Source organism: Sporichthya brevicatena, from assembly GCF_039525035.1.
In the GTDB taxonomy this organism is placed as follows: Bacteria; Actinomycetota; Actinomycetes; order Sporichthyales; family Sporichthyaceae; genus Sporichthya; species Sporichthya brevicatena.
The window spans coordinates 61,344-87,075 of sequence record NZ_BAAAHE010000025.1; the positions used below are offsets into that span (position 1 = coordinate 61,344).

Here is a 25,732-nt window from a genome sequence, read left to right on the forward strand (position 1 = left end):
ACGTGAGCGGTGTGAACGACGGGTACCTGCAGTCGTTGAACCTCGTCTGCGGCGGGCTGCTGCTGACCGCGGTCCTGGTCCTGTGGCGGCGGGACGTGCGGGCGATCGTCCGCCTCGTGTGCCTGCAGGGCGTGCTGCTCGCCGGTCTGGCCGCGGTCCTGGCGGTGCACCACGACAGCGACGAACTCGTGATCGGCACCGTCGCGCTCCTGCTGCTCAAGGGCGTGCTGCTGCCGTTCCTGCTCGCGCGCGCCGCGAGGTCGGCCGAGGGGGCGCGGGAGGCCGAGCCGCTCATCAACGTCCCGGCCTCGTTGCTCGCCGCCGCCTTGCTCACCCTGCTCGCCTACGCGGCGTCGCAGCCCCTGACCGAGGTCGCCCCCGGCCCCGAGGCCGACGCCATCCCCGTCGGGATCGCGATGGTGCTGATCGGGTTCCTCACGCTGACCACGCGCCGCAACGCCGTGCCCCAGGTGGCCGGCTTCCTGGTGCTGGACAACGGGATCGGGGTGACCGCGCTGCTGGCGACCGAGGGCGTGCCGCTGGTGGTGGAACTCGGTGCAGCCCTGGACCTGCTGCTGATCGTGCTGATCCTGCAGATCCTCACCGCCCGCCTGCGCGTGGTCTACGGCGCGACCGATCTCGACGAGCTGCGGGAGTTGCGCGACTGATGACCGAACCCACCACCGGAGCCGGGACGACGGCGCTGCTCTGCGCGCCGTTGCTGGTCCCGTTCGCCGTGGCCGCCCTCGGCGTGGTGTTCGGCTGGCGGCGCCCCGTCGCCTGGGGCCACGTCGCGGCGGCGCTCAGCATCCTCGCCGTCGGTGTCGCGGCGGGTGTCCGCACCGCGGACGGCGAGGCGCTGGCGGTCGGCGACCAGCTGCGGGTCGACGCCCTGTCCGCCGTGATGCTCGTCGTCATCGGTGCGGTGGCGACCGTGGCCACCTGGTCCGGCTCGACCTTCCAGAACGACGAACTCGCCCTGGGCCGGGCCACGCCGCGTTCGGCGCAGCGCTTCGCGTTCCTGCTGCCGATCTTCCTTGCCGCGATGGCGTCGGCCGTGATGGCGGCGAACCTCGGTCTGATGTGGGCCGCGATCGAGGCGACCACGGTCGCCACGGCATTCCTCGTCGGGCAGAACCGGAACCGGGCCGGCCTGGAGGCCACCTGGAAGTACGTCGTGATCTGCTCGGTCGGGATCGCGCTGGCCTACCTCGGCACCGTGCTCGTGTACTTCGCCTCCCGGCACTCCGGTGCCGGCGAGGGCTCGCTCAACTGGGCGACGCTGGCGGCGGACGCGGAGAACCTCGACCCCGCGGTCATGCGGATCGCGTTCGCGTTGATCGTGATCGGATTCGGCACCAAGGCGGGCCTGATCCCGCTGCACAGTTGGTTGCCCGACGCCCACGGCCAGGCGCCCGCGCCGGTGTCGGCGCTGATGTCCGGTGTCCTGCTGCCGGTGGCGATCTACGCGCTGGTGCGGCACCGCGTGCTCGTCGGCGCGGTCGACCCCGAGTTCGCCCGCAACCTGTTGCTCGTCGTCGGGCTCGGCTCGGCCGCGCTGGCGGCCTCACTTCTGCTCGTCCAGCGTGACTACAAACGGATGCTCGCCTACTCGAGCATGGAACACATGGGTCTGGTGGCCGTCGGCGTCGCCGTCGGTACCCCGCTCGCCCTGGCGGCGGTCCTGCTGCACCTGCTCGGTCACGGCCTCGGCAAGGCCGTCCTGTTCTGCGGGGCCGGGCAGTTGCTGCAGGTCAACGGGAGCGCGAAGATCGCCGACCTCCGTGCCCTGCTGGTCCGGACCCCGGCCCTCGGCCTGGTCACCGCGCTCGGCCTCGCTGCCCTCCTCGGACTGCCGCCGTTCAGCCTGTTCGCCAGCGAGATCGCGCTGGCCCGGGCGGTGGCGCTCTCGGGCCACGAATGGGTGCTCGCCCCGATCGGGCTGGTGCTGCTCGTCGCGTTCGCGGCCATCGGGATCCGGGCCTCGGCCATGCTGCTCGGACCGGACGATCCCGCGCCGGCGCCGGCCGGGACCGTGCGGCTGCGGGCCGGCAGCCGCGTCGCGGCCGCGCCGCTGGTCGTCGGGCTCATCGCCCTGGCCGCGATCGGTGTGGTGACGTGGCCGCTGGACGACCTGCTCACCACGGCCGCCGCGATCGGAGCGGGATCGTGACCGATCACCTCGAGTACCTGCCGCCGCCCGAGCGCCGCCGGGAGGTGGTGACGGCGTCCGAGCTGACCGGCGTCGTCAGCGAGCTGCTCTCCGCCGGCTTCCGCCTCGCCCTGGTGGCGGCCCACGAGGAGCCGGACGCGTTCCGCGTGGTCCACCTCTTCACCGCCGGCGCCCCGGACCGCCGGGTCGAGGTGACGCTGTTCACCGACCGGAGTTCGCCGAGCGTGCCCACCCTGGCCGGCGTGTCCTTCCAAGCCGGTCGGTTCGAGCGGGAGATGCGCGACCTCTACGGCATCGTCCCCGTGGGCCACCCGTTGGGGCGGCGCATGATCCGGCACGACCACTGGCCCCAGGGCTGGTACCCGATGCGCTCGGACGCCGGGTCACCGCCGGAGTTCCCGCCGGCCGACGACGAGTTCCCCTTCCTGCGGATCGAAGGGCCGGGGGTCTACGAGATCCCGGTGGGGCCGGTCCACGCCGGTCTGATCGAGCCGGGACACTTCCGCTTCAGCGTCGTGGGGGAGACCATCCTCCGGCTCAAGGCGCGGTTGTGGTTCGTGCACAAGGGCATCGAGAAGCTCGCCGAGGGGCGGCGTCCCCTCGACGCGTTGCCGTTGGCCGAGCGCGTCTCCGGCGACACGGCGGTCGGCCACGCGCTCGCGTTCTGTCTCGCGGTCGAGGACGCCTACGGGATCCGCGTGCCGGCCGAGGTGGCCGCCGTTCGGGCCGCGCTGCTGGAGCTGGAGCGGATTCACAACCACGTCGCCGACATCGGCGCCCTGTGCAACGACGTCGGCTACGGGCTCGCCCAGTCGCACGCGCAGCGGGTGCGTGAGCAGTTCCTCCGGCTGAACAAGGAGGTCACCGGGCACCGGCTGCTCCGCTCCGGAGTGGAGCCGGGCGGTGCCCGCCTGTTGGGCGTCCCGGACCTCGATCGGATCGTCTCGCTCAGCGCCGACATCGCCGAGACGGCACAGATCGCGCTGAACAACTCGATCGTGCGGGACCGGTTCACCGGGACCGCGGTGCTGTCCGCGGAGCAGGCCCGCGAACTCGGAGCACTCGGCTACGTCGCCCGCGCCAGCGGCGTCGACATCGACGCGCGGCGCGACCACCCGTTCCACCCGGCCACGGTCGACCTGCCCTCGGCCGTTCGGCCCGACGGCGACGTGCTCGCCCGATTCGGGGTCCGCACCACCGAGATCGCCACCAGCACCGACCTGCTGCGGGAACTGGTCCCGACCTTGCACACCGACCCGGAGGGCAGTGCGCTGCCGACCGGGATCGGTATCCCGCTCTCGGGCATCGGGCTCGTCGAGGGCTGGCGGGGCACGATCGCGCACCGGGTGGAGATCGACGGGGACGGTCGGCTCACGCGCTGGAAGGTCGTCGACCCCTCGTTCCTGACCTGGCCCGCGTTGCCGATGGCGCTCGCGGACACGATCGTTCCCGACTTCCCGCTGGTCAACAAGAGCTTCAACCTCTCCTACGCGGGCAACGACCTCTGACGCAGCTGGGTGCGAGCTGAGCGTTCGCCGGCCCGCCGGTAAAGGCGTTGAATCCGGCCGCGGAGGTCGGATAGAATGTCAACCATGTTGGTCGACATTCAGCTGCACAAGCCGATCGCGTATCGGCTGTCGCTGATCGGGATGCACACGCACGCGGTGTCCGACGTGCTGTGTCACTGGCGCTGAGCCCGTCCCTCCCGACCACTCCGCCGCCCTCGCCGCGGCCCCTCGAACGGATCGATCCCATGCGTGCCCTGCCCCGCCCCCGTCTCCCCTTCCGCGCCGCCCGCAGCGCCCGTCGTGGTCGCGGACCGCTGCTCGCGGTCGTCGACTACCGCGTCGGACCGTTCGTCCGGTGGTGCGCGACGGTGTCGTCGCCGACGGGGGAGTTCTCCGAGCGGGTCGTGCTCGCGGTCGACGCCGAGGGCATCTACCTCGCGGCCCTGGCCGCGCTCGACGACCTGCGCCGGGAGACCGGACGCCTGGTCGAGGCCGAGCACGTCCTGCACGAGGACCCGATTCCGGCCTGACCGTCGGTCGCGCAGAAATTCTGATGAGAAGTCAGGTTCGTTGCCTGGGCGGTCAGTCGAGCCCGATGACCTTGCGGCCGGAGTAGAGGATCAGCTGGTCCTGGAGGGTGGCGTCCGCGGGCGCGGGGATCTCCGGGCCGAAGGCGCCGGGGGCGCGGATCGCGTCGCCGAAGCTCTTCAGCAGCTCGAAGGCGGCCTCGACCCCGGCCTCGTCGAGCTTGTCGTCGAGGCCGGCCGCCTGGCACAGGTCCCAGGTGTGGATCAGGGTGTCGGTGCAGAGCATGCCGCCGACGAGGGTGGCGAACTCCGACTCGGTCCCGTAGAAGCGCACCGGGAACAGCGCCTTCTCGTCCTCCGCGAGCGCTGCGGCGACGTCCGCCGTCGCGGCGCGCCAGGCCTCGATCACGTCCTCGGAGTCGGTGACCTCCTCCAGCGGGGTGTCCTGCAGCGCGGCCAGCACCCGCCGGTGGTTGTCGACGACGTGGGCGAGCAGGTCGCGGCTGTTCCAGTCGCGGCACGGCGTCATCGAGTTCCAGTCGAGCGTCCGCACGCGACCGACGCGCAGGTCGAGGTCGGCAGCGATGCGGCCGTACCGGCCGCGGATCTCGTCGAGATCGGGGAAGGTCGGGTTCGGGGACGTCATGACGCACATTAATAGCCCACCGCCCGGGGCGGCGCGCGGCTCAGGTCGCCGAGCAGTCGGCGCAGCGGCCGAAGATCTCGACGGTGTGGCTGAGGTCGGTGAACCCGTGCTCGGCGGCGACCTTGTCCGCCCAACGCTCGACGGCGGGGCCCTCGACCTCGACGGCGCGGCCGCAGACCCGGCAGACCAGATGGTGATGGTGGCCGTCGCTGCAGCGGCGGTAGATCGACTCGCCGTCGTCGGTGCGGAGCACGTCCACCTCGCCGGACTCGGCGAGGGCCTGCAGCGTCCGGTACACCGTCGTCAGGCCGACGTTCTCCCCGCGCTGCTTGAGCAGGTCGTGCAGTTCCTGCGCGCTGCGGAAGTCGGTGACGGCGTCGAGTGCCGCTGCGACGGCGGCCCGCTGGCGCGTGGCGCGCTGCGGCCGGACTCCGGCGTCACTCATCGTTGGTCCACTTCCGGCATTCGAGGCATCAGAGATTGAGCACTCCCACGACGATCACCGCCGTGAGGGCCGCGACGCGGACGGCGCGACCGGCGTTGGGGAGCGTCGGCCAGAACGCGGCGAGCAACCACCCCAGCAGTCCGACGACCACAACCAGCAGCAGCAGGCCGAGAATTCCGCCGAGGATCAGGCCGCCGAGGAGCGCGACCGCGACGAAGGCGGGGAGCACGAGCTTCGGCATCCGGCTCAGGCAGAGCAACCCGGGCGCGGTCGCGGTCGCGACGCGGTTGGCGACCTTGTCCGGCGGGACGTTCGCGCGCACCCGCGGGTGCGGGTTGCGGGGACGTGGTTTCGCGGCCATTGCCACATCCTGCCAAGGTGGAGCAATGCTGCTCGTCGCCCGGGTGCCCGGGGTGTCCGATCCCGTCGCGTTCCAGGCCGAGGCCGAGGGCGCGCTCGCCGCGCTGGCGACCCGCCCCGGGTGGGTGTCGGGCCGGGTCGGACGGGCCCTGGACGACCCGACGACGTGGGTCGTGGTGTGCGAGTGGACCGACGTCGGCAGCGGCCGGCGCGGGCTGACGACCGGCGCGGTCCGCACGCAGATCATGCCGCTGATGGCGCGCCTCCCGGCCGAGCCGGGCACGTTCGAGATCGTCTCCTCCGCCTGACTCGGCCGCGGCCGGGACGCCGGAGAGGGCTTCGCCCGCAGGCCGGTCGGCGAGTAGGCTGACCCGCTCCGGCCCCATCCCGATTGTGGCCCGCTGAACGTCCCGTACGGAGTGCTCGCGTTGCCTGCTGACCGGATCGACGCGATCGTCAGCCTCAGCCGTCGCCGGGGCTTCGTGTTCCCGTCGAGCGAGATCTACGGCGGCATGCGTTCGTGCTGGGACTACGGGCCGCTCGGGGTCGAGCTGAAGGAGAACATCAAGCGGCAGTGGTGGAAGGCGTGCGTCCAGAGCCGCGACGACGTCGTCGGGCTGGACTCCTCGATCATCCTCGCCACCGACGTCTGGAAGGCCTCCGGTCACCTCGAGTCGTTCGTCGACCCGCTCACCGAGTGCCAGGCCTGCCACAAGCGCTACCGCGTCGACCAGCTCACCGAGGACCCCGCCGAACTCGCGAACCTGGAGTGCCCCGGCTGCGGTCGTCCCGGCTCGCTCACCGAGCCCCGGCCGTTCAACGGCCTGCTCCGCACGCACCTCGGCCCGGTCGAGGACGCGGATGCGGTGCACTACCTGCGGCCGGAGACGGCGCAGGGGATCTTCGTCAACTTCGCCAACGTGCTCACGACGTCGCGGCGCCGGCCGCCGTTCGGCATCGGCCAGGTCGGCAAGAGCTTCCGCAACGAGATCACGCCGGGCAACTTCATCTTCCGCACGCGGGAGTTCGAGCAGATGGAGCTCGAGTTCTTCGTCGAGCCCGGCACCGACGAGAGCTGGCACGAGTACTGGCTCGCCGAGCGCTGGGCCTGGTACCTCGACCTCGGCATCCCCGAGATCGACCTGCGCCGGTACGAGCACCCCGCGGACAAGCTCGCGCACTACTCGCGCCGCACCGTCGACATCGAGTACCGCTTCGGCTTCAGCGCCGGGGCGGGCACGGAGTGGGCGGAGCTCGAAGGCGTAGCCAATCGCAGCGACTTCGACCTCACCACTCACAGCAAGAACTCCGGCAACGACCTGAGCTACTTCGACCAGACGACCGGTGAGCGCTGGACGCCCTACGTCATCGAGCCCGCCGCCGGTCTGACGCGCTGCGTGCTGGCGTTCCTGCTCGCGGCGTACTCCGAGGACACCGCCCCGAACGCCAAGGGCAACCCGGAGAAGCGGACGGTGCTGCGGCTCGACCCGCGCCTCGCGCCGGTCAAGGCGGCGGTGCTGCCGCTCTCGCGCAACGCTGAGCTCTCGCCGCGGGCCCGCGAGGTGGCGGCCGGACTGCGCCGGCACTGGAACGTCGAGTTCGACGACGCCGGCGCGATCGGCCGTCGCTACCGGCGCCAGGACGAGATCGGCACCCCGTACTGCGTGACGCTCGACTTCGAGACGCTCGACGACGGCGCGGCCACGGTGCGCGACCGCGACTCGATGCGGCAGGAGCGGATCTCCCTCGACCGGCTGACGGGGTATCTCGCCGAGCGGTTGGTGGGGTGCTGACCCCGCTCCGCCTGGGCACGCACGAGATCTGGCCGCCGGTCGTGCTGGCCCCGATGGCGGGAATCACCAACCGGGCCTTCCGCCGCCTGTGCCGTGAGCACGGCGCCGGGCTGTACGTGAACGAGATGGTCACCGCGCGCGGTCTCGTCGAGGGTGACCGGACGACGCGGGCGATGGTCTCCTTCGACCCCGACGAGTTCCCGCGCAGCCTGCAGCTCTACGGCACCGACGCGGACTCGATCGCGGGCGCGGTCCGCCTCGTGGTCGCCGAGAACCTCGCCGACCACGTCGACCTCAACTTCGGCTGCCCGGTGCCCAAGGTGACGCGCAAGGGCGGCGGGTCGGCGCTGCCGTGGAAGCGGGCGCTGTTCGCGCGGATCGTCACCGGCGCGGTCGAGGCGGCCGGCGGCGCGGTGCCGGTGACGGTGAAGATGCGCGTCGGCATCGACGACGAGCACCCCACGTTCCTCGACGCTGGCCGCATCGCCGCCGACGCCGGGGTCGCCTGGGTCGCCCTGCACGCCCGGACCGCGGCGCAGCACTACTCGGGTCAGGCGGACTGGTCGAAGATCGCGGAGCTGAAGCGCCACCTGGCCGGCACCGGCGTCCCGGTCCTCGGCAACGGGGACATCTGGGAGGCCGGGGACGCGCTGCGCATGGTCGCCGAGACCGGGTGCGACGGCGTGGTCGTCGGCCGCGGCTGCCTCGGCCGGCCCTGGCTGTTCGGCAATCTCGCCGCGGCGTTCGACGGCCGGCCCGACCCCGGGCACCCCGGCCTCGGCCAGGTCGCGGCGACGCTGCGGCGGCACGCCGAGCTGATGACCGAGGACCTCGGCGAGTTCAAGGCCTGCCAGGAGATCCGCAAGCACATCGCCTGGTACCTCAAGGGCTTCGCGGTCGGCTCCGGGCTGCGACAGGCGCTCGGGCTGGTCGGCTCGCTGGCGGAGCTGGACCGACTGCTCGACGAGCTCGACACCGACCAGGAGTTCCCGGCCGCGAGCCTCGGCGTCCCGCGTGGACGGGCCGGCTCGCCGCGCCGCGTCGCCCTGCCCGACGGGTGGCTCGACGACGCCGGTGACGCGGTCGTCGACGACGCCGACGCGGGGCTCGCGGCGCTCTCCGGAGGGTGACGGAACGTCATGATCGCGACGCGATCGACGTGTCCACCCGCGGCTTGATCGAAATCAGTGACCCAACCGTGACCTCGGAGATGAGAGGAACAACGCAGGGGGTCGGGTAGGACATTGTGGGTAGACGAGGAAGAATCAGGTCCTACGCACAGCCGCACAGCCGCGCAGGGTCGCGTGGCCTGGCCCATCCCGGTGGAAGCCGAGAGAGCGAGATTCCATGGCGCCCGAGCACGGTGCATCGTCCGACGCCCCCGTTGTCGTCATCGGCGCGGGTCCGGCCGGCCTGACCGCCGCCTACGAGCTGGTCAAGCGCGGACGCGCCGTGACGGTCCTCGAGGCGACGGACCAGATCGGCGGCATCTCCCGCACCGAGGTCCGCGACGACTGGCGTTTCGACATCGGCGGGCACCGGTTCTTCACCAAGGTGCCCGAGGTCGAGGCGCTCTGGCACGAGATCCTCCCCGACGAGGACTTCCTGCAGCGCCCGCGCATGAGCCGGATCTCCTACCGCGGCAAGCTCTACGACTACCCGCTCAAGGCCGGCAACGCCCTGAAGAACCTGGGCATCATCGAGGCCGTCCGCTGCGTGCTGTCCTACGTGTGGGTGCGCATCCGCCCGCCGAAGGACCAGACGAACTTCGAGGGCTGGGTCGCCGCTCGCTTCGGCTGGCGCCTCTACAACATCTTCTTCAAGACCTACACCGAGAAGCTCTGGGGCATCCCCGGCACCGAGATCCAGGCCGACTGGGCCGCCCAGCGCATCAAGAACCTCTCGCTGTTCTCCGCGATCAAGAACGCGATCTTCCAGCCCAAGGGCCAGACCGAGATCACGACGCTGATCGACACGTTCCAGTACCCCAAGTACGGCCCCGGGATGATGTGGGAGCGCTGCCGCGACCTCGTCGTCTCCGGTGGCGGCGAGGTGATCATGAACGCGCCGGTCGTCGCGCTGCACCGCGAGGGCAAGCGTGTGACCGCCGTCACCGTTCTGCAGAACGGTGAGGAGAAGTTGATCCGGTGCAGCGACGTCATCTCCTCGATGCCACTGCAGCACCTGGTCCAGGGCATGAACCCGAAGGCCCCGCAGGAGGTTCGCGAGGCGGCCGAGGGCCTGGGCTACCGCGACTTCATCACCGTCGCGATCGTCGTGCCCGTCGAGGACGGCTTCCCCGACAACTGGATCTACATCCACACCCCGGGCGTCAAGGTCGGCCGCATCCAGAACTACGGCTCCTGGTCGCCGTACCTGGTCAAGGACGGCCTGACCTGCCTCGGCCTCGAGTACTTCGTCAACGAGGGCGACGGCACCTGGACCTCGACCGATGAGGACCTCATCGCCCTGGCCAAGTCCGAGCTCGCGCAGCTCGGCCTGGTCAAGACCGAGCGCATGCAGGCCGGCTTCGTCGTCCGCGTCCCCAAGGCGTACCCGATCTACGACGAGGGCTACGACCTCAAGGTCGACACCATCCGGCACTGGCTGGCGGACGAGGTCGTGAACGTCCAGGCCACCGGCCGTAACGGCATGCACCGCTACAACAACCAGGACCACTCGATGGTCACGGCCATGTACGCGGTCGACAACATCTGCGGCATCGAGCGCGACCTCTGGACGGTCAACGTCGAGGAGGAATACCACGAGGAGAAGCGCAACGACTCCTCCGGCACCGCGCCCGCCGCCGGCACCGGCCGGGCCGCCCCGGTCCTGCCGCGGCGCGACAAGTCCGCCTGACCGATCCGCCCGAACCGACCTGGACCGCCCGTGGTCTCCTCCCTCCCCGCCTCCGCCCGCACCGCCGCACCCGCGGCGGGGCGTGGGCGGCTGGAGCGGCTGGAGCCGTTCGCGCTGCCGGCGCTCGCGGTCGCGGTCGCGCTCGGGGTGGCGTTGCGGCTGTGGTCGACGGGGCCCCTGTGGCTCGACGAGGCCCAGACCGTTCAGTTCGCCCGCGTCCCGCTCGCGGACCTGCACGAGGCGCTGAAGACCGACGGCGCACCGCCGCTGTACTACGCCCTGCTGCACGGCTGGCTCGACCTGCTGGCGACGTTCGGGGTGGGGGACAGCGCGTGGGCGGCGCGTTCGCTGTCGATGGTGTTCTCGCTGGCGACGCTCCCGCTGGCCTACCTGGCCGGCCGGCGGCTCGGCGGGTCGCGCCGGCACGGGGAGATCGCACTCCTGCTCTTCGCGGTCAACCCCTGGTCGGTGCGGTACGCCGGCGAGGCGCGGATGTACTCGCTGGTCGTCCTGCTCGTGCTGTGCGCGCTGCTCGCGATGGAGCGGCTGCGCCGGAACCCCGGCCCGTGGCCCGCGGTCGCGCTCGGTGCGGTCACCGCGGCGCTGCTCTACACGCACTACTGGGCGATGTTCCTGCTCGTCACGGTCGGCGCGGTGCTGCTGGTCCGTGCCGTCCGCAGCCAGGAGGACCGGCGCAGCTCGCGGCTGGCGCTGACCGGCATGGCCGCCGGAGGTGTGGCCTTCCTGCCGTGGTTCCCGACCGTGCTCTACCAGTCCGACCGCACCGGCGCCCCGTGGGCGTCCCGGCCGGACCTGGGCTCGATCGCGATCCTGCCCGCCGAGTGGTGGGGCGGCTTCGGTCCGGTCGGGAGCACGCTCGCCCTGCTCGTCGTGCCGCTCTCCCTGCTTGCGGTGTTCGCGCGGCGGCGCCCCGGGACCTCGACGATCACGTTCGTCCGGCCGCTGGGGGTGACGGCCCGGCTCGCCGTCGTCGCCGGCGGGACGCTGCTGGTCGCGCTGGGGATCTGCCTGGCGACCGGGGGAGCGGTGGTCGGCCGGTACACGGCCGTCGTCGTCCCGCTGGTCCTGCTGCTGCTCGTCTTCGGGGTGCTGACCCTGCCGCCGGTCGCCGGCGTGAGCGTGCTCGCCACGTTCGCCACCCTGGGCCTGCTCGGCAGCCTGACGATGGCGACCACCCCGCACACCCAGGCCGGCCGGATCGCCGCCCTGCTGAACGAGAACAGCAAGCCCGGTGACCTCGTCGTCTACTGCCCGGACCAGCTGGCCCCGGCCGTGGAGTCCGAGCTGACCGCAACCGGCCTGGAGAAGCTGACGCTCCCGGCGCAGGCGAACCCGGCCGTCGTCGACTGGACCGACTACGAGGAACAGATCGCCAAGCTCAGCCCGCGGGTCCTCGCGGACGGGATCGCGGACTACGTCCAGGCCGGCTCGAACGTGACCGTCTGGTACGTCTCCGGGGTGGGCTACCGGACCCACAGTCGCGTCTGCATCAGCCTGCGTGACCGTCTCGTCGCCGAACTGGGGATCCCGGCACTGGTGCACGACCGCACGGGTCGCGGCTACGAGAAGGCCAGCCTGGAGCGATTCCGGCGCTGAGGCCCGGGCGCGACCTCGGTAGGCTGCCCAGTTGACGCTGGGACTATCGAGGGAGCTTGCGCGTGCCGAAGTTCGTCTACGACTTCACCGAGGGCAACCGCGACCAGAAGGACCTCCTGGGTGGCAAGGGGGCCAACCTCGCGGAGATGACCAATCTCGGTCTCCCCGTACCGCCCGGCTTCACGATCACGACCGAGGCGTGCCAGGCCTATCTGGCCAGCGGCTCCGCCCCGGCCGAGCTCTCGGAGCAGGTGACCGAGAAGCTGGCGTGGCTCGAGGGCCAGTTCGGCAAGCAGCTCGGCCAGGCCGACGACCCGCTGCTGGTCTCGGTGCGCTCGGGCGCCAAGTTCTCCATGCCCGGGATGATGGAGACCGTCCTCAACATCGGCCTGAACGACTCCTCCGTCGCGGGCCTGGCCAAGCAGTCCTCCAACGACCGCTTCGCGTGGGACTCCTACCGCCGCCTGCTGCAGATGTTCGGCAAGACCGTGCTGCACATCGACGGCGAGCACTTCGAGGACGCGATCGACGCCGCCAAGAAGGCCAAGGGCACCACCGCCGACCTCGACCTCGACGCCGAGGACCTGCGCGGGCTGGTCGACACCTTCAAGGCGATCATCCTGCGCGAGACCGGCAAGGAGTTCCCGCAGGACCCGCGGGCCCAGCTCGACGCGGCCGTCGAGGCCGTCTTCAACTCCTGGAACGCGCCCCGCGCGATCCTCTACCGCCGCCAGGAGCGCATCCCGGCCGACCTCGGCACCGCGGTCAACGTCCAGTCGATGGTGTTCGGCAACCTCGGCATGGACTCCGGCACCGGCGTCTGCTTCACCCGTGACCCGGGCAGCGGCGCGCAGGGCCTCTACGGCGACTACCTGTCCAACGCCCAGGGCGAGGACGTCGTCGCCGGCATCCGCAACACCCTGCCCCTGCAGGACCTGGAGAAGCTCGACAAGCCGTCCTTCGACCGGCTGCTCGAGATCATGACCCAGCTCGAGAACCACTACCGCGACCTGTGCGACATCGAGTTCACGATCGAGCGCGGCAAGCTCTGGATGCTGCAGACCCGCGTCGGCAAGCGCACCGCGGGGGCGGCGTTCCGCATCGCGACCCAGCTCGTCGACCAGGGCCTGATCGACCTCGACGAGGCGCTGCAGCGCGTCACCGGCGACCAGCTGACCCAGCTGATGTTCCCGAAGTTCGACACCTCGGGCAAGCCGCAGCAGATCACCAAGGGCATGAACGCCTCGCCCGGTGCAGCGGTCGGCAAGGTCGTGTTCTCCTCCGACGACGCGGTCGCGTGGGCCGAGCGCGGCGAGGCCGTCATCCTCGTCCGGCGCGAGACCAACCCCGACGACCTGTCCGGCATGATCGCCGCGGCCGGCATCCTCACCTCCCGCGGCGGCAAGACCTCGCACGCCGCGGTCGTGGCCCGCGGCATGGGCAAGACGTGCGTGTGCGGCGCCGAGGAGCTCGACGTCGACACCCGGGCCAAGACCATCCAGGCCCCCGGCGGGATCACGATCCGTGAGGGTGACGTCGTCTCGATCGACGGCTCGTCCGGCGCGGTCTACCTCGGCGAGGTGCCGGTCCAGCCGTCGCCGGTCGTGCAGTACTTCGAGGGTCAGCTGGCCGCCGAGGACGGCGACGACCTGGTGAAGGCGGTGCACCGTCTGATCACGCACGCCGACGCGACGCGCACGCTGAAGGTACGGACGAACGCCGACACCCCCGAGGACTCGGCCCGCGCCCGCCGCATGGGTGCCGAGGGCATCGGCCTGTGCCGCACCGAGCACATGTTCCTCGGTGACCGCGCGCAGCACGTCGAGAAGCTGATCCTCGCCAACAGCGACGCGGAGCGGAAGGCCGCGCTCGACGCTCTCGAGCCGCTGCAGAAGCAGGACTTCCTCGAGATCTTCGAGGCGATGGACGGCCTGCCCGTGACGGTCCGTCTGATCGACCCGCCGCTGCACGAATTCCTGCCGAACCTCACCGATCTCGCCGTCAAGGTCGCGGTCGCCGAGGCCAAGGGCGAGGACCCCGGCCACGACCGCGAGCTGCTCGCGGCGGTCAACCGGCTGCACGAGGCGAACCCGATGCTGGGTCTGCGCGGTGTGCGCCTCGGCGTGGTCATCCCGGGGCTGTTCGGCATGCAGGTCCGCGCGATCGCCGAGGCCGCGGCCGAGCGCAAGAAGGCCGGCGGCGACCCGCTCCCGGAGATCATGATCCCGCTCGTCGGGGCCGTGCAGGAGCTCGAGCTCATGCGTGAGGAGTCCGAGAACATCCTCACCTCGGTCGCCGCCGAGACCGGCGTGGACCTCTCGTTCATCCCGATCGGGACGATGATCGAGCTGCCGCGCGCTGCGGTGACGGCCGGTCAGATCGCCGAGGCGGCGGACTTCTTCTCCTTCGGCACCAACGACCTCACCCAGACCACGTGGGGCTTCTCCCGCGACGACGTCGAGGCCGCGTTCTTCACCCAGTACCTGGAGAAGGGCATCTTCGGCGTCTCGCCGTTCGAGTCGCTCGACCGTGAGGGTGTCGGCCGCCTCGTCTCGATCGCCTCCACCGAGGGCCGGGGCACCAAGCCGGACCTCAAGCTCGGCGTCTGCGGCGAGCACGGCGGCGACCCGGAGTCGATCCACTTCTTCCACGGCGTCGGCCTGAACTACGTCTCCTGCTCCCCGTTCCGCGTCCCCGTCGCCCGCCTCGAGGCCGGCCGCGCCGCGGGCTCGGGTGGCTCCGACACGCGCTGACCCTTCCCGTTGCGTCCGGCCGACTGGGGCCTATAGCCCACAGTTGGCCGGACGCACGGTGTCGTCGGGGCGGCCTAGGGTGGGCGTCTGATGGACAGTGAGGGGTACCCCGCCGGGTACGGCGACGCGGACGCCGAGCGCTGGGTCGCCGAGCCGCCCAAGTCGACCGAGCGGACGGCGTTCGCGCGGGACCGGGCGCGCGTGCTGCACTCGGCCGCGTTGCGGCGCCTGGCGGCCAAGACCCAGGTGGTCGCCCCGGGGACCGACGACTTCGCGCGGAACCGGCTCACGCACTCGCTCGAGGTCGGGCAGATCGGCCGGGAACTCGGCGCCTGGCTCGGGGCCGACGCGGATCTGGTGGAGACCGCCTGCCTCGCCCACGACCTCGGCCATCCGCCGTTCGGGCACAACGGGGAGGACGCGCTCGACACCGCGGCGTTCGCGTGCGGCGGGTTCGAGGGCAACGCCCAGACGTTGCGCGTCCTCACCCGTCTGGAGGGCAAGACGTTCCGCGACGACGGCCGCAGCGTCGGGCTCAACCTGACGCGGGCCGCGCTCGACGCCACCGTGAAGTACCCGTGGCCGCGCCGGGAGGGCCTGCGCAAGTTCGGCCACTACCCGGACGACGCCGACGCCTACGCCTGGCTCCGGGCGGGCGCGCGCTCCGGGCGGCGGTGCCTGGAGGCGCAGGTCATGGACTTCGCCGACGACGTGGCGTACTCCGTCCACGACGTCGAGGACGGCATCCAGGCCGGGATGATCGACCTCGGGGCGCTGGGCTCGGCGGGGGAGCGCGCCGACCTGGCGGCGCTGGCCGCGCGGAACTACCTCTCCGATCTCGACCCGGCCGAGCTCGACGACGCCGCCGCGACCCTCACGCAGCTGCCGTGGTGGCCGCAGCACCCGGACCGGACCCGGCGGGGGCTCGCGGCGCTGAAGAACATGACCAGCCAGCTGATCAGCCGGTTCTGCCTCGCGGCCCAGGCCGCGACCCGGCAGCACCACGGGCCGGGTCCCCTGACCCGCTACGCCGCCGACCTCTGCGTGCCCCGCGAGACCCAGGTCGAGATCGCGCTGCTCAAGACCGTCGCCGCCCGGTACGTCATGCACACCGAGGCCCGCGAGACGCTCCAGGCCCGCGAGCGTGCGGTCATCGCCGAGCTCGTCGACGCCCTGGAGACCGGCGCGCCGGAAACCCTCGACCCGGCGTTCGCGGTCGACTTCACCGCCGCGGCGGACGACGCCGCCCGGCGTCGGGTGGTGCTCGACCAGATCGCATCGCTGTCCGACACGTCCGCCCTTGCCCTGCACGCGCGGCTCTGCCGCTGATCGCCTGGGTTGAGTTAGTCTCAGCGCATTCACAGTGCAAACGGTGGGTAACGGCATTGCCACGGGGTGTTCATGCCGCGTAGACCCGTCGGGTCGGTAATCGTCAGGGGAGGGACCTCATGCGGGGGCTTCGGTCGACGCTGCGCGCAGGCGCACACACAGGGAACAGGACCATCACCAGAACCGGGATGGTGATCGCGGGCGCGGCCGTCGCCCTCGCCGGGCTCCCGGGCCTCGCGGCGCCCGCGGCCGCGGCCGGCAACGGGATGATCGCGTACACCGGCGGCGACGTGGGCGACGGACCGGAGGTCCCGTCGGCGTACGCCGTCTCGCCCGCCGGAGGGACGCCGAAGACGATCAGCGCGGGCTCCGTGAGCGACGCCGGCGTGACGGTCGCGGTCTACCCGGTGTACTCGCCGGACGGGAAGAAGGTGGCGTTCTCCCGCGGGTCCGTCGGCGAGGCGCCGTCGGTCCGCGTGTTCGTCGCTAACGCCGACGGGTCGAACCCCGTCGCGGTGACGCAGACCGCGGGTGGCGAGGGGCCGGCGCGGTTGGACGTCGTCGCCGGGTTCTCGCCCGACGGCACCAAGCTCGCGTTCACCCGCCAGGTGGCGGGCGGGGAGGGAGGGTCCCCATCGATCCAGACGTGGATCGTCGACGTCGCGACCAAGGCCGAGAAGCGGATGGCCCCGGAGGCCGACCGGGCCGCCTTCGGGCTCGTCGAGGGCTTGTCGGCGAACGGCCACGGGATCTTCTCCCCGGACGGCAAGCAGGTCGTGCTCAACAGCATGTCCGAGGAGTCCGTGTACCGGGCTAACGTGAGCACCGGCGCGGCGCAGCGCGTGACCGACCCGGCCGCGGGCACCGCGGTGGCGCCGCAGTTCTCCCCGGACGGCAAGCGGATCGCCTTCGGCGCCCGGTACGAGGTGGCCGAAGGTTGGGAGTGCGGCGTGTTCACGGTCGGGGCCACCGCGACGAATGCGGCCCGTGCGGCGTGGACCCCGGTCACGACCTTCGCGTGCGACGGCTCGGAGGACACACCCCTGCCCACGTACTCCCCGAACGGCAAGTGGATCGCCTTCGGCACCGCGAGCGAGATGCCGGACCCGGAGGATGCGCAGCTGCGACTGGTGCCCGCGGCGGGTGGCACGGTCACTGCGTTGACCGCGGTCGCGGAGGGCGCGGCCATGTTCCCGGTGTGGTCCCCCGACAGCACCAAGGTCGCCTTCGCTCACCTGGTCGCGGACCCGGAGACGGAGTCGACGTCCAGTGCACTCCGCGTGGTCAGCGTTTCCGACCCGACCCACGCCGCGGGGCCGCCCCTGGCGAGCGGGTCGCTCGTCGTTCCCTCCTCGTGGCAGCGGCTGCCGGACGCGGTGAAGCCGCCCGCGTCGGGTCTGCACGTGTGCAACGCGAAGGCTCCGGTTCCGGCGGGCTACAAGCTGATCACCGGGACCAAGGGCAAGGACCGTTTGGTCGGGACGAAGGGGAAGGACCTGATCCGCGGTCTGGGCGGGGATGACGTGATCGTCGGCAAGGGTGGCGGGGACATCCTGTGCGGCAACGGTGGAAATGACGTGATCCGCGCGGGTTCGGGGAATGACCGGATCTACGGCGGGAACGGCAACGACGACCTGCGTGGGTCGAAGGGTGCGGACTTCATCTCCGGCGGCAAGGGCGACGACGTGATCCGCGGTGGCGCGGGTGCGGATGTTCTGACGGGTAATCAGGGCAACGATCGTCTGCTCGGGCAGAAGGGTGCCGACGAGATCCACGGCGGCAAGGGGACGGACACCGGCATCGGTGGGCCGGGCAAGGACACGTTCTTCGGCGTGGAGAAGAAGACGCAGTAGAAGGTCGGCCGGTCGGCCGACCGGGGAGTCGCGGACGGCGGCGGGCCCGCCCGGGGTTAGCCTCGGGCGGTGCTCGCCGCCGTCGTCTGTCCGCACCCGCCGCTGCTGATCCCCGAGGTCGCCTCCGGTGCGTCCCCCGAGCTCGACGACCTGCGTGCGGCGTGCGACGCCGCGCTGAAGGTCGGCCTCGCCGCCGGCCCGGAGCGGGTCGTCCTCGTCGGCGCGGGGCCGACCACCGCCGCGTGGGAGCCGGACGCTGCCGGGGCCCTCGCCGGCTTCGGACTGCCGGGGCCGCCGGCCGAGCTCCCGCTCTCCCTCACCGTCGGCCGCTGGTTGCTGGACCGCGCCGGGTGGGACGGGCCGCGCGCCCTGCACTCGATCGCCGCCGACGCCGACCTCGCCGCCTGCGCGGCGCTGGGGGAGTCGCTGACGCCCGGCCCTCCCGCGTTGCTGCTCGTGCTCGGCGACGCGAGCGCCCGGCGATCCGCGGCCGCGCCGGGGCACCTGGACGACCGCGCTGCGGGCTTCGACGCAGCGGTCGCCGCCGCCCTCGCCGCGGCCGACGTCGACGCGCTGCTCGGCCTCGACGTCGCCCTGGCGCACCAGTTGATGGCGGCCGGCCGGCCCGCCTGGCAGGTCCTCGCCGGGGCCGCCCGGGGGAGCTCCTGGCAGGCGACCCTCCACGCGGACGTCGCCCCCTACGGCGTGGGCTACCTCGTGGCCTCCTGGCTGCGGGTCTGAGGGGTCGCTCGCCTCCGGGGGTTGCCCGTGGGGGTGACACCCTTTTCGGCGCCAGAAAGGGTGTCACCCCTCCTGGGACGGGAGTGACTCAGCTGCATCGGCGCATCGGCGCATCGGCGCATCAGCGCATGAGCGCGGCGAACGCTTCCAGTTCCCGCGGGGCGTCGCGGTTCGCGATGTGGAAGCTGACCTCGGTGACGCCCGCCGACTCGAGGTCGTCGAGCCGCTTGCGCAGCTCGTCCGCGGTGCCGGTGAACGTCGCCGCGGCGACGAACTCGGCGGGGATGAGCTCGCGGTCGATCGCGTTCAACGTGTGGGCGTGACCCTCATGGATCGTCAGGTGCCGGGCGGACGCCGGGATCGCCTCCACGCGCTCGCGCCAGGCCCGGCCGTTGGGTAAGCCCTCCAGCGCCTCGAGCCAGCCGAAGTCGTACATCCCGTGGTACGCCAGGGCGGCGGCCGGTCCGGCGACGTCGACGACACGCGGGGACGTCGGCGACTCGCCCTCGGCCAGCACGGTGCCGAGCGCGACCCGCAGCGACCAGTCGAAGCCCGCGGGCGGATCCATCAGCGAGGAACTGACGCCGTCGCCGACGCGACGCGCGGCCTCCAGGCCCCGGGGGCCCTCCGCCGCCACGACGATCGGCACCTCCAGTGGGCGAGCGACCGTGACGCCGTCCTCGTGGAGCATGCGCAGCCGGCGGCCCTCGTGCTCGACCTCCTCGCCCCGGAGCAGGGCCCGCAGCGTCTCCACGTAGCTCTCCACCTCGGCCCAGCGCACCGGCGGCCGGCCGAGCAGCCGGGCCGCGGAGAACCCGGATCCGACGCCGACGGCCACCCGGCCGGGCGCCAGGCGGGCCAGGGTGGCGACGGCCGCCGCCGCGGTCATGACGTGCCGCGTGTGCGGGACGAGCACGCCCGGGGCGAGGCCGATCCGGGACGTCCGCTGCGCGGCCAGCGCGAGCGTCATCCAGACGTCGGTGAACACGGCGGGCGAGTCGTAGCACCAGGCGCGGTGGAAGCCGAGTTGTTCGGCGAACGCGATGTGGTCGGGCGTGTCCGCCGCGGGCGCGAAGCTGCAGGAGAAGAGCATTATTGCGACTCCCTGTCTCGAATATCGGCAGCCTAGCCCGTGGCCGATCGCGAAAAAAGAGGCGCGGGAGGCGTCGGAGTTCTCCCGCGAGCGACGACGATGAGGATGTGAGCGCGCAATCGGCGAGAGCGGACGCGGAGGAGGACCTCCTTGCGCTCTACGACGTCGCGCTCCCGCAGGTGTACGGCTACCTGCTGCGTCGGTGCGGGACGCGGGCCGTCGCGGAGGACCTGACGGCCGAGACGTTCCTGGCCGCCGTCGACGCGACGCGGCGACCCGATCCGCCGGCGATCGACGTCGCCTGGCTGATCGGGACCGCCCGGCACAAACTCGTCGACCACTGGCGGCGCCTGGCGCGCGAGGAACGGAATCTGCGGGCCGTCGAGGCACCCGCCGAGGCGGAGGACCCGTGGGACGCCACCCTCGACGCCCTCACGGCGCAGGCCGCCCTGGAGCGGCTCGGACCGCACCACCGCGTGGCCCTGACGTTGCGTTACCTGGATGACCTGACGGTCCCTCAGGTTGCTGCCGCGCTCGGTCGCACACGCCACGCCACCGAGGCCCTGATCGTCCGGGCCCGGGCGGCATTCCGCTCCGCGTACGACGAGACCGCCGTCGAGGAGAACACGACCGGGAAGGAGGTCGACCGTGGCTGACCCGTTGGACGTCCTGCGAGGCCCGGACGGCCCCGTGGGCCCGGACCCGACGTTCGCGGCCCGGCTGCGAGCGCGCCTGGAGCGCGCCCTCGCGGCCCCGGAAGGAGTCGATGTGAGCAGCACCGCCCTGGAGATCGAGCCGACGGCCACCCTGCCGCCGCTGACCACCGCCCTGACCCCGTACCTGACCGTCGCGGACGGCCGGGGCGCGATCGGCTGGTACGCCGAGGTGTTCGGTGCCCTCGTGGCCGAACCGCCCTACGAGATGCCGGACGGGCGGATCGGGCATGCGGAGCTCCGGGTCGGTGGGGCGCGGCTCTACCTGGCCGACGAGTTCCCCGATCTGGATCTGGGTGCGCCCACCGGCGTCACGTCGGTGACGCTGCACCTCGCGGTCACCGACGTCGACGCGACCGTCGCCGCGGCGCGCGCAGCAGGAGCCACGGTCGAGCGGGAGCCGGCGGACTACCCCTACGGCCGCAACGGCGTGGTCCGCGACCCGTTCGGGCACCGCTGGCTGCTGGACCAGGCCGCGGCACCCGCCGGGTTCGCCGAGGGCGAGGGCGACGTCGGCTACCTGTCGCTGTGGGTCCGCGACCTCGACCGGGCGGAGGCGTTCTACGCCCACGTCCTCGGCTGGACGTTCGCCGAGCGGAACCCGCACGCCCGGGCGGTGTCGGGCTCGATGTCGCGGGCGATCGTGGCCCTGGACGCCCCCAACGCCGAGTTCTGGCCCGACCCGCGGCCAGGGGCGTTCGCGTCCCGCGCCGTCGCGGACATCGACGCCGCTGTCGCGCGGGTGCGTGCCGCCGGTGGGCGTGCGAGCGACCCCCAGGACACCCCGTACGGGCGCAGCGCGGACTGCGTGGACGATCAGGGCCTGCCGTTCTCGCTGCACGAGCGGGGGCCGGGGGAGCCGCGGCCGGCGGCGAACGGGGAGCGCCACGGGGACGTCGCGTACGTGACGGTCCTGACTCCGGACTCGGCCCGCTTCCGGGCGTTCTCGGAGTCGGTGTTCGGGTGGACGTTCAGCCCCGGCCGGGTCGCGGACGGCTGGGGCGTCGACGGACCCGCCCCGATGACCGGGGTGGCCGGCGGCTCGGAGCACCCGGAACTGGTGCCGATGTACCGCGTGGACGACATCGCGGCCGCGGTCGAGCGCGTCCGTGAGGCCGGCGGCACCGCCACCGATCCGGAGCACCAGCCGTACGGCCAGTGGTCACAGTGCACCGACGATCAGGGGCTGCCCTTCCACCTCGGGCAACTCTGACCCAGGGATCTGACGCCAGGGATCCGACGCCGGAGGGTCAGGCGGAACTGCCGTCGTTCTCGACGAGGCCCTGCAGCTTCTCGACCCCGGTGTCGATCTTGTCGGAGTACTTGCCGCCGGTCTTGCCGTCGACCAGGTCGCCGAGCTTCTCGGCGGCGGCGTCGATCTTGTCGTCGTGCTCGGTGGCGAGGTCCTTCGCCTTGTTCACGAGATCGCCGAACTTACCCATGACCGCCTCCCGGGCGTCGCTGGAACGCAACGCCCGGAAGGTTATCGGGATTCGGGTCAGCCGATCGGCGGACCGGGCGGCTGCTCCGGCGTCGCCTCCGGTGTCTGGGGCGCCTGCGGCGCGGGAGCGCTCTCGTCCCCGGCCTTGCCCTCGGCGCGGTCCAGGCCCTGCTTGGCCTTCTCCAGGCCCTGGTCGATCTTGTCGCCGTGCTTGCCGCCGGTGCGCTGGTTGATCATGTCGCCGGCCTTGTCGAGGCCGTCCTCGATGCGGTCGCGGTTCTCGCTCACCATGTCCTTGGCCTTGTTCTTGAGCTCGTCGAGCTTGCCCATGTGGTGCCTCCCGGGCTCGTGTGCGGTCACCTACGTCCTTCCCCGGGGTGGGCGCGGGAACCTTCCCACCGGCGCGCCTGGGAGACTGACGGCATGTCCGAGCCGCTGGTCGTCGCCGTCGTGGGCCCGACCGCGACCGGGAAATCGGCCCTCGGCATCGAGCTGGCCGAACGCCTCGGCGGCGAGGTGGTCAACACCGACTCGATGCAGCTCTACCGCGGCATGGACATCGGGACGGCCAAGCTGACGCCCGCCGAGCGCGAAGGTGTCCCGCACCACCTGCTGGACCTCTGGGAGGTCACCGAACCGGCCGCGGTTGCGGTCTACCAGCGCCTCGCGCGGAAGGTGGTCGCCGACCTGCTCGCGGCCGGGAAGTCGGCCGTCCTCGTCGGCGGGTCCGGCCTGTACGTCCGCGCGGTGCTGGACGACCTGGACTTCCCGGGCACCGAACCCGAGGTGCGCGGCCGGCTGGAGGCCGAGCTGGAGGAGGTCGGCGCGCCCGCCCTGCACGCCCGGCTGGCGACGCTCGACCCGGTCGCCGCCGAGCGGATCCTGCCCGGCAACGGCCGCCGGATCGTGCGGGCGCTGGAGGTGATCGAGCTGACCGGTCAGCCGTTCACCGCGAAGCTGCCCGACCCGCGGTACGTGCGCCCGGCCGTGCAGATCGGGCTGGGCGCGGACCGGGAGACCCTCGACCGGCGCCTCGACGACCGCGTGGACGCCATGTGGGCGGCCGGCCTGGTCGACGAGGTCCGCGGTCTGATGCCGCGCGGCCTGCGTGAGGGCCGGACGGCGTCCAAGGCGCTCGGCTACGCGCAGGTGCTGCAGTTCCTCGACGGTGCCTGCGACGAGGACGCCGCGCGAGCGGAGACGAAGCGCGCCACCCGCAAGTTCGCCCGCCGGCAGATGGCGTGGTTCGGCCGCGACGCCCGGGTGCGCTGGCTCCCCGCGGACCACCCGCAGCTGATCGACGCCGCCCTCGCGGCCCTCGAGCGGCCGCTGCCGGCAGGCACGGACCGGGCCGGGTCCGTACTCTGAGAACCATGGAGCGAATCGCGTTCGTCAAGGGCCACGGCACGGAGAACGACTTCGTGCTGATCCCGGACCTCGACGGCGCCCTGGACCTCGACGCGGCCACGGTCGCCGCGCTGTGCCACCGGCGGGCCGGCATCGGCGGAGACGGCATCCTGCGCGTCGTCCGCACCGATGCCGAGCCCGACGCGGCGCCCTACCGCGGCGCGGCCGAGTGGTTCATGGACTACCGCAACGCGGACGGCTCCGTCGCCCAGATGTGCGGCAACGGCATCCGGGTGTTCGCCCGGTACCTGGTCGACGCGGGGCACCAGGCTCCCGGCCAGTTCCTCGTCGCGACCCGCGGCGGGGTCCGCACCGTGACCTGCGGCGCCACCGGCGACGTCACCGTCGACATGGGCCCGTACGCCCTGCCCGACCTGGGCGCGATCAACGTGACCGTCGGTTCGCGCACCTGGCCCGCGCTCGCGGTGCGGATGCCGAACCCGCACGCCGTCGTCTTCGTCGAGGACCTCGCCGAGGCGGGCGACCTCCTGACGCCTCCTCAGGTCACGCCCGGCGCCTTCCCGGACGGGGTCAACGTCGAGTTCGTCCTCGTCCGCGGCCCGCGTCACGTCGCGATGCGCGTCCACGAGCGCGGGGTCGGGGAGACGCAGGCCTGCGGGACCGGTGCGTGCGCCGTGATGGTCGCGTCGGCCCGTCGCGCGGGTGCGGGCGCCCCGACGACCTACCGGGTCGAGCAGCCCGGCGGCCCGCTGCTGATCACGCTCACCGCCGACGGCAACGTCGAGATGACCGGTCCGGCCGTCCTGGTCGCCGAGGGAACGTGGCTGCTCGGGGCGGAATTTGGCTCGAGTGACGGGGTAGATCCGTGTCACGCTGAGGTCGTTTCCACCGGCGCGACGACAGGGACGGTATGACGAGCACCTCACGACAGCCGCACTTCGAGGCCTTCGAGGACTTCGACGAGGTCTCCGGCGCTCTCGACGAGAGCGTTCTCGACGACGCGGACCGTGACGGTGACCAGTTCGACCTCGCCGACCGTCACGCCCTGCGCCGGGTCCCGGGCCTGTCGACCGAGCTCGAGGACATCACCGAGGTCGAGTACCGGCAGCTGCGACTCGAACGGGTCGTGCTGATCGGGGTCTGGACCTCCGGCACCGCCGCGGAGGCGGACACCTCGCTGCTCGAACTGCGCCGCCTGGCCGAGACCGCGGGCGCCGTCGTCCTCGACGGGTTCACCCAGCGGCGTGACCGGCCGGACCCCGCCACCTACGTCGGTTCCGGCAAGGCGCGCGAGCTTCGGGACGTCATCGTCGCCGAGGGTGCGGACACCCTCATCTGCGACGGTGAACTGACGCCGAGTCAGCTGACGCAGCTGGAGAACGTCGTCAAGGTCAAGGTCATCGACCGGACGGCGCTGATCCTCGACATCTTCGCCCAGCACGCGAAGTCGCGGGAGGGCAAGGCGCAGGTCGAGCTCGCGCAGATGCAGTACATGCTGCCGCGCCTGCGCGGGTGGGGTCAGTCGATGTCCCGGCAGGCCGGTGGCCGGGCGGGTGCCGGCGGTGTCGGCATCGGTGGTCGCGGTCCCGGTGAGACCAAGATCGAGACCGACCGTCGCCGCATCCGCGCGAAGATGGCCAAGCTCCGTCGCGAGATCGCCGAGATGGGCACCTCTCGGCAGACCCAGCGCACGGAGCGCCGGCGCAACGCCGTCGCCTCGGTCGCGATCGTCGGCTACACGAACGCCGGCAAGTCCTCGCTGCTCAACCGGATCACCGGTGCGGGTGTCCTGGTCGAGAACGCGCTGTTCGCGACCCTGGACCCGACCGTGCGCCGCGCAACGACGCCCGACGGGCGGGACTTCACGCTCACCGACACCGTCGGGTTCGTCCGGCACCTGCCGCACCAGCTCGTCGAGGCGTTCCGCTCCACGCTGGAGGAGATCTCCGGCGCGGACCTGATCCTGCACGTCGTCGACGGCTCGGACCCCGAGCCCGAGGCGCAGCTGTCCGCGGTTCGCGCGGTGCTGGCCGAGATCGACGCGCGGAACATCCCCGAGATCGTCGTGGTCAACAAGGCCGACGCGGCCGACGAGTACGTCCTGGAGCGCCTCGTGCGCCGGGAGCCGACGGCGGTCGTCGTCTCCGCCCGTACCGGTCGGGGGATCGACAACCTGCTCGCGGCCGTCGCCGCCGACCTGCCGCGTCCCGAGGTCGAGGTCGAGGTCCTCGTGCCCTACGACCGCGGCAACCTGGTCTCCCGGGTCCACCAGCACGGCGACGTCCTCGTCGAGGAGCACACCGAGACCGGCACGCGGATCCGGGCCCGCGTCGGGGAGGCCCTGGCGGCCGAGCTGGCCCCGTTCGCCGCGGCCGGCTGAGCGCTCGGCCCGCCGGCCGTCCGCGGGAGTCCGCCCCCGACATGACGAGGGACGGGGTGCTCTCCCCGTCCCTCTTCAACGTATAAAGCGCTGGGGGGCTTGCCGCAAGAGGTGGGGTGTGCCGGATCATCGC

Annotated in this window: 24 protein-coding genes; 18 read left to right on the top strand and 6 right to left on the bottom strand. The window is 72.2% G+C overall.

Going from position 1 to position 25,732, the window contains the following annotated elements; translation table 11 throughout:
• Positions 1-2: 2 nt before the first annotated feature.
• From ABD401_RS15440 to ABD401_RS15455, 4 genes are all read left to right on the top strand, one after another.
• A complete protein-coding gene (locus ABD401_RS15440; protein ID WP_344606279.1) occupies positions 3-668 on the top strand; it encodes a hypothetical protein in 666 nt (221 codons plus the stop codon).
• A complete protein-coding gene (locus ABD401_RS15445) occupies positions 668-2,173 on the top strand; it encodes a proton-conducting transporter transmembrane domain-containing protein (protein WP_344606281.1) in 1,506 nt (501 codons plus the stop codon). The genes ABD401_RS15440 and ABD401_RS15445 overlap by 1 nt, the downstream gene beginning before the upstream one ends.
• The gene (locus tag ABD401_RS15450) at positions 2,170-3,681 is read left to right on the top strand and encodes a hydrogenase large subunit (RefSeq protein WP_425566163.1); all 1,512 of its coding nucleotides are present in this window, start codon (positions 2,170-2,172) and stop codon (positions 3,679-3,681) included. Before ABD401_RS15445 ends, ABD401_RS15450 begins: the two co-directional genes overlap by 4 nt.
• Positions 3,682-3,926: 245 nt before the next feature.
• Positions 3,927-4,211: a hypothetical protein gene (locus ABD401_RS15455; RefSeq protein ID WP_344606283.1), complete on the top strand. Its 285-nt coding sequence runs from the start codon at positions 3,927-3,929 to the stop codon at positions 4,209-4,211.
• A 52-nt stretch (positions 4,212-4,263) separates the two neighbouring features.
• Here the strand turns inward: ABD401_RS15455 and ABD401_RS15460 are convergent, their stop codons facing one another.
• From ABD401_RS15460 to ABD401_RS15470, 3 genes are read right to left on the bottom strand one after another with little or no spacing between them, the layout of a single operon-like run.
• Complete coding sequence (locus tag ABD401_RS15460) at positions 4,264-4,854, bottom strand: TIGR03086 family metal-binding protein (RefSeq protein ID WP_344606285.1); 591 nt, start codon at positions 4,852-4,854, stop codon at positions 4,264-4,266.
• 40 nt (positions 4,855-4,894) lie between these two features.
• On the bottom strand, positions 4,895-5,299 hold the full coding sequence (locus ABD401_RS15465) for a Fur family transcriptional regulator (RefSeq protein ID WP_344606287.1): 405 nt from the start codon (positions 5,297-5,299) through the stop codon (positions 4,895-4,897).
• 28 nt (positions 5,300-5,327) lie between these two features.
• On the bottom strand, positions 5,328-5,660 hold the full coding sequence (locus ABD401_RS15470) for a DUF6703 family protein (RefSeq protein WP_344606289.1): 333 nt from the start codon (positions 5,658-5,660) through the stop codon (positions 5,328-5,330).
• A 25-nt stretch (positions 5,661-5,685) separates the two neighbouring features.
• Between ABD401_RS15470 and ABD401_RS15475 the strand changes: the two genes are divergently transcribed.
• The 9 genes from ABD401_RS15475 to ABD401_RS15515 all read left to right on the top strand — a co-directional run bounded on the left by ABD401_RS15475 (position 5,686) and on the right by ABD401_RS15515 (position 18,604).
• Positions 5,686-5,967, top strand: a complete 282-nt coding sequence (locus ABD401_RS15475) for an antibiotic biosynthesis monooxygenase (protein WP_344606291.1) — start codon at positions 5,686-5,688, stop codon at positions 5,965-5,967.
• 120 nt (positions 5,968-6,087) lie between these two features.
• The gene (locus ABD401_RS15480; protein WP_344606293.1) at positions 6,088-7,452 is read left to right on the top strand and encodes a glycine--tRNA ligase; all 1,365 of its coding nucleotides are present in this window, start codon (positions 6,088-6,090) and stop codon (positions 7,450-7,452) included.
• The gene (gene dusB, locus ABD401_RS15485) at positions 7,446-8,582 is read left to right on the top strand and encodes a tRNA dihydrouridine synthase DusB (protein ID WP_344606295.1); all 1,137 of its coding nucleotides are present in this window, start codon (positions 7,446-7,448) and stop codon (positions 8,580-8,582) included. The genes ABD401_RS15480 and dusB overlap by 7 nt, the downstream gene beginning before the upstream one ends.
• Before the next feature lie 217 nt (positions 8,583-8,799).
• Positions 8,800-10,311, top strand: a complete 1,512-nt coding sequence (locus ABD401_RS15490) for an NAD(P)/FAD-dependent oxidoreductase (protein WP_344606297.1) — start codon at positions 8,800-8,802, stop codon at positions 10,309-10,311.
• A 30-nt stretch (positions 10,312-10,341) separates the two neighbouring features.
• Positions 10,342-11,928 (top strand): glycosyltransferase family 39 protein, encoded by a 1,587-nt coding sequence (locus ABD401_RS15495; protein WP_344606299.1) that lies wholly within the window; start codon positions 10,342-10,344, stop codon positions 11,926-11,928.
• Positions 11,929-11,990: 62 nt separating this feature from the next.
• A complete protein-coding gene (ppdK, locus tag ABD401_RS15500; protein WP_344606301.1) occupies positions 11,991-14,681 on the top strand; it encodes a pyruvate, phosphate dikinase in 2,691 nt (896 codons plus the stop codon).
• 90 nt (positions 14,682-14,771) lie between these two features.
• On the top strand, positions 14,772-16,010 hold the full coding sequence (locus tag ABD401_RS15505) for a deoxyguanosinetriphosphate triphosphohydrolase (protein ID WP_344606304.1): 1,239 nt from the start codon (positions 14,772-14,774) through the stop codon (positions 16,008-16,010).
• Between the two features lie 188 nt (positions 16,011-16,198).
• Positions 16,199-17,863: a hypothetical protein gene (locus tag ABD401_RS15510; RefSeq protein ID WP_344606306.1), complete on the top strand. Its 1,665-nt coding sequence runs from the start codon at positions 16,199-16,201 to the stop codon at positions 17,861-17,863.
• A gap of 69 nt (positions 17,864-17,932) precedes the next feature.
• A complete protein-coding gene (locus tag ABD401_RS15515; protein ID WP_344606308.1) occupies positions 17,933-18,604 on the top strand; it encodes a class III extradiol ring-cleavage dioxygenase family protein in 672 nt (223 codons plus the stop codon).
• Positions 18,605-18,725: 121 nt separating this feature from the next.
• On the opposite strand, the gene ABD401_RS15520 is transcribed toward ABD401_RS15515, so the two are convergent.
• Complete coding sequence (locus tag ABD401_RS15520) at positions 18,726-19,697, bottom strand: LLM class flavin-dependent oxidoreductase (RefSeq protein ID WP_344606310.1); 972 nt, start codon at positions 19,695-19,697, stop codon at positions 18,726-18,728.
• Between the two features lie 107 nt (positions 19,698-19,804).
• Here ABD401_RS15520 and ABD401_RS15525 point away from each other — a divergent pair, with 107 nt between their 5' ends.
• Together ABD401_RS15525 and ABD401_RS15530 are read left to right on the top strand one after the other, a co-directional pair.
• Complete coding sequence (locus ABD401_RS15525) at positions 19,805-20,353, top strand: RNA polymerase sigma factor (RefSeq protein ID WP_344606312.1); 549 nt, start codon at positions 19,805-19,807, stop codon at positions 20,351-20,353.
• Entirely contained in the window at positions 20,346-21,623 is a 1,278-nt protein-coding gene (locus ABD401_RS15530) for a VOC family protein (protein WP_344606314.1), read from the top strand. The genes ABD401_RS15525 and ABD401_RS15530 overlap by 8 nt, the downstream gene beginning before the upstream one ends.
• A 37-nt stretch (positions 21,624-21,660) precedes the next feature.
• Here the strand turns inward: ABD401_RS15530 and ABD401_RS15535 are convergent, their stop codons facing one another.
• Positions 21,661-21,852 (bottom strand): antitoxin, encoded by a 192-nt coding sequence (locus ABD401_RS15535; RefSeq protein ID WP_344606316.1) that lies wholly within the window; start codon positions 21,850-21,852, stop codon positions 21,661-21,663.
• A 56-nt stretch (positions 21,853-21,908) separates the two neighbouring features.
• A complete protein-coding gene (locus ABD401_RS15540; RefSeq protein ID WP_344606318.1) occupies positions 21,909-22,211 on the bottom strand; it encodes an antitoxin in 303 nt (100 codons plus the stop codon).
• Between the two features lie 63 nt (positions 22,212-22,274).
• On the opposite strand from ABD401_RS15540, the gene miaA reads away from it, so the two are divergent.
• The 3 genes from miaA to hflX are packed head-to-tail and all read left to right on the top strand — an operon-like array spanning position 22,275 to position 25,599.
• Positions 22,275-23,219, top strand: a complete 945-nt coding sequence (gene miaA, locus ABD401_RS15545) for a tRNA (adenosine(37)-N6)-dimethylallyltransferase MiaA (RefSeq protein WP_344606320.1) — start codon at positions 22,275-22,277, stop codon at positions 23,217-23,219.
• A 5-nt stretch (positions 23,220-23,224) separates the two neighbouring features.
• A complete protein-coding gene (gene dapF / locus ABD401_RS15550; RefSeq protein ID WP_344606322.1) occupies positions 23,225-24,133 on the top strand; it encodes a diaminopimelate epimerase in 909 nt (302 codons plus the stop codon).
• Positions 24,130-25,599 carry a GTPase HflX gene (gene hflX, locus ABD401_RS15555; RefSeq protein ID WP_344606324.1) on the top strand — a complete coding sequence of 490 codons (1,470 nt, stop codon included), beginning with the start codon at positions 24,130-24,132 and terminating at the stop codon, positions 25,597-25,599. Before dapF ends, hflX begins: the two co-directional genes overlap by 4 nt.
• The last annotated feature ends 133 nt before the right edge of the window (positions 25,600-25,732 follow it).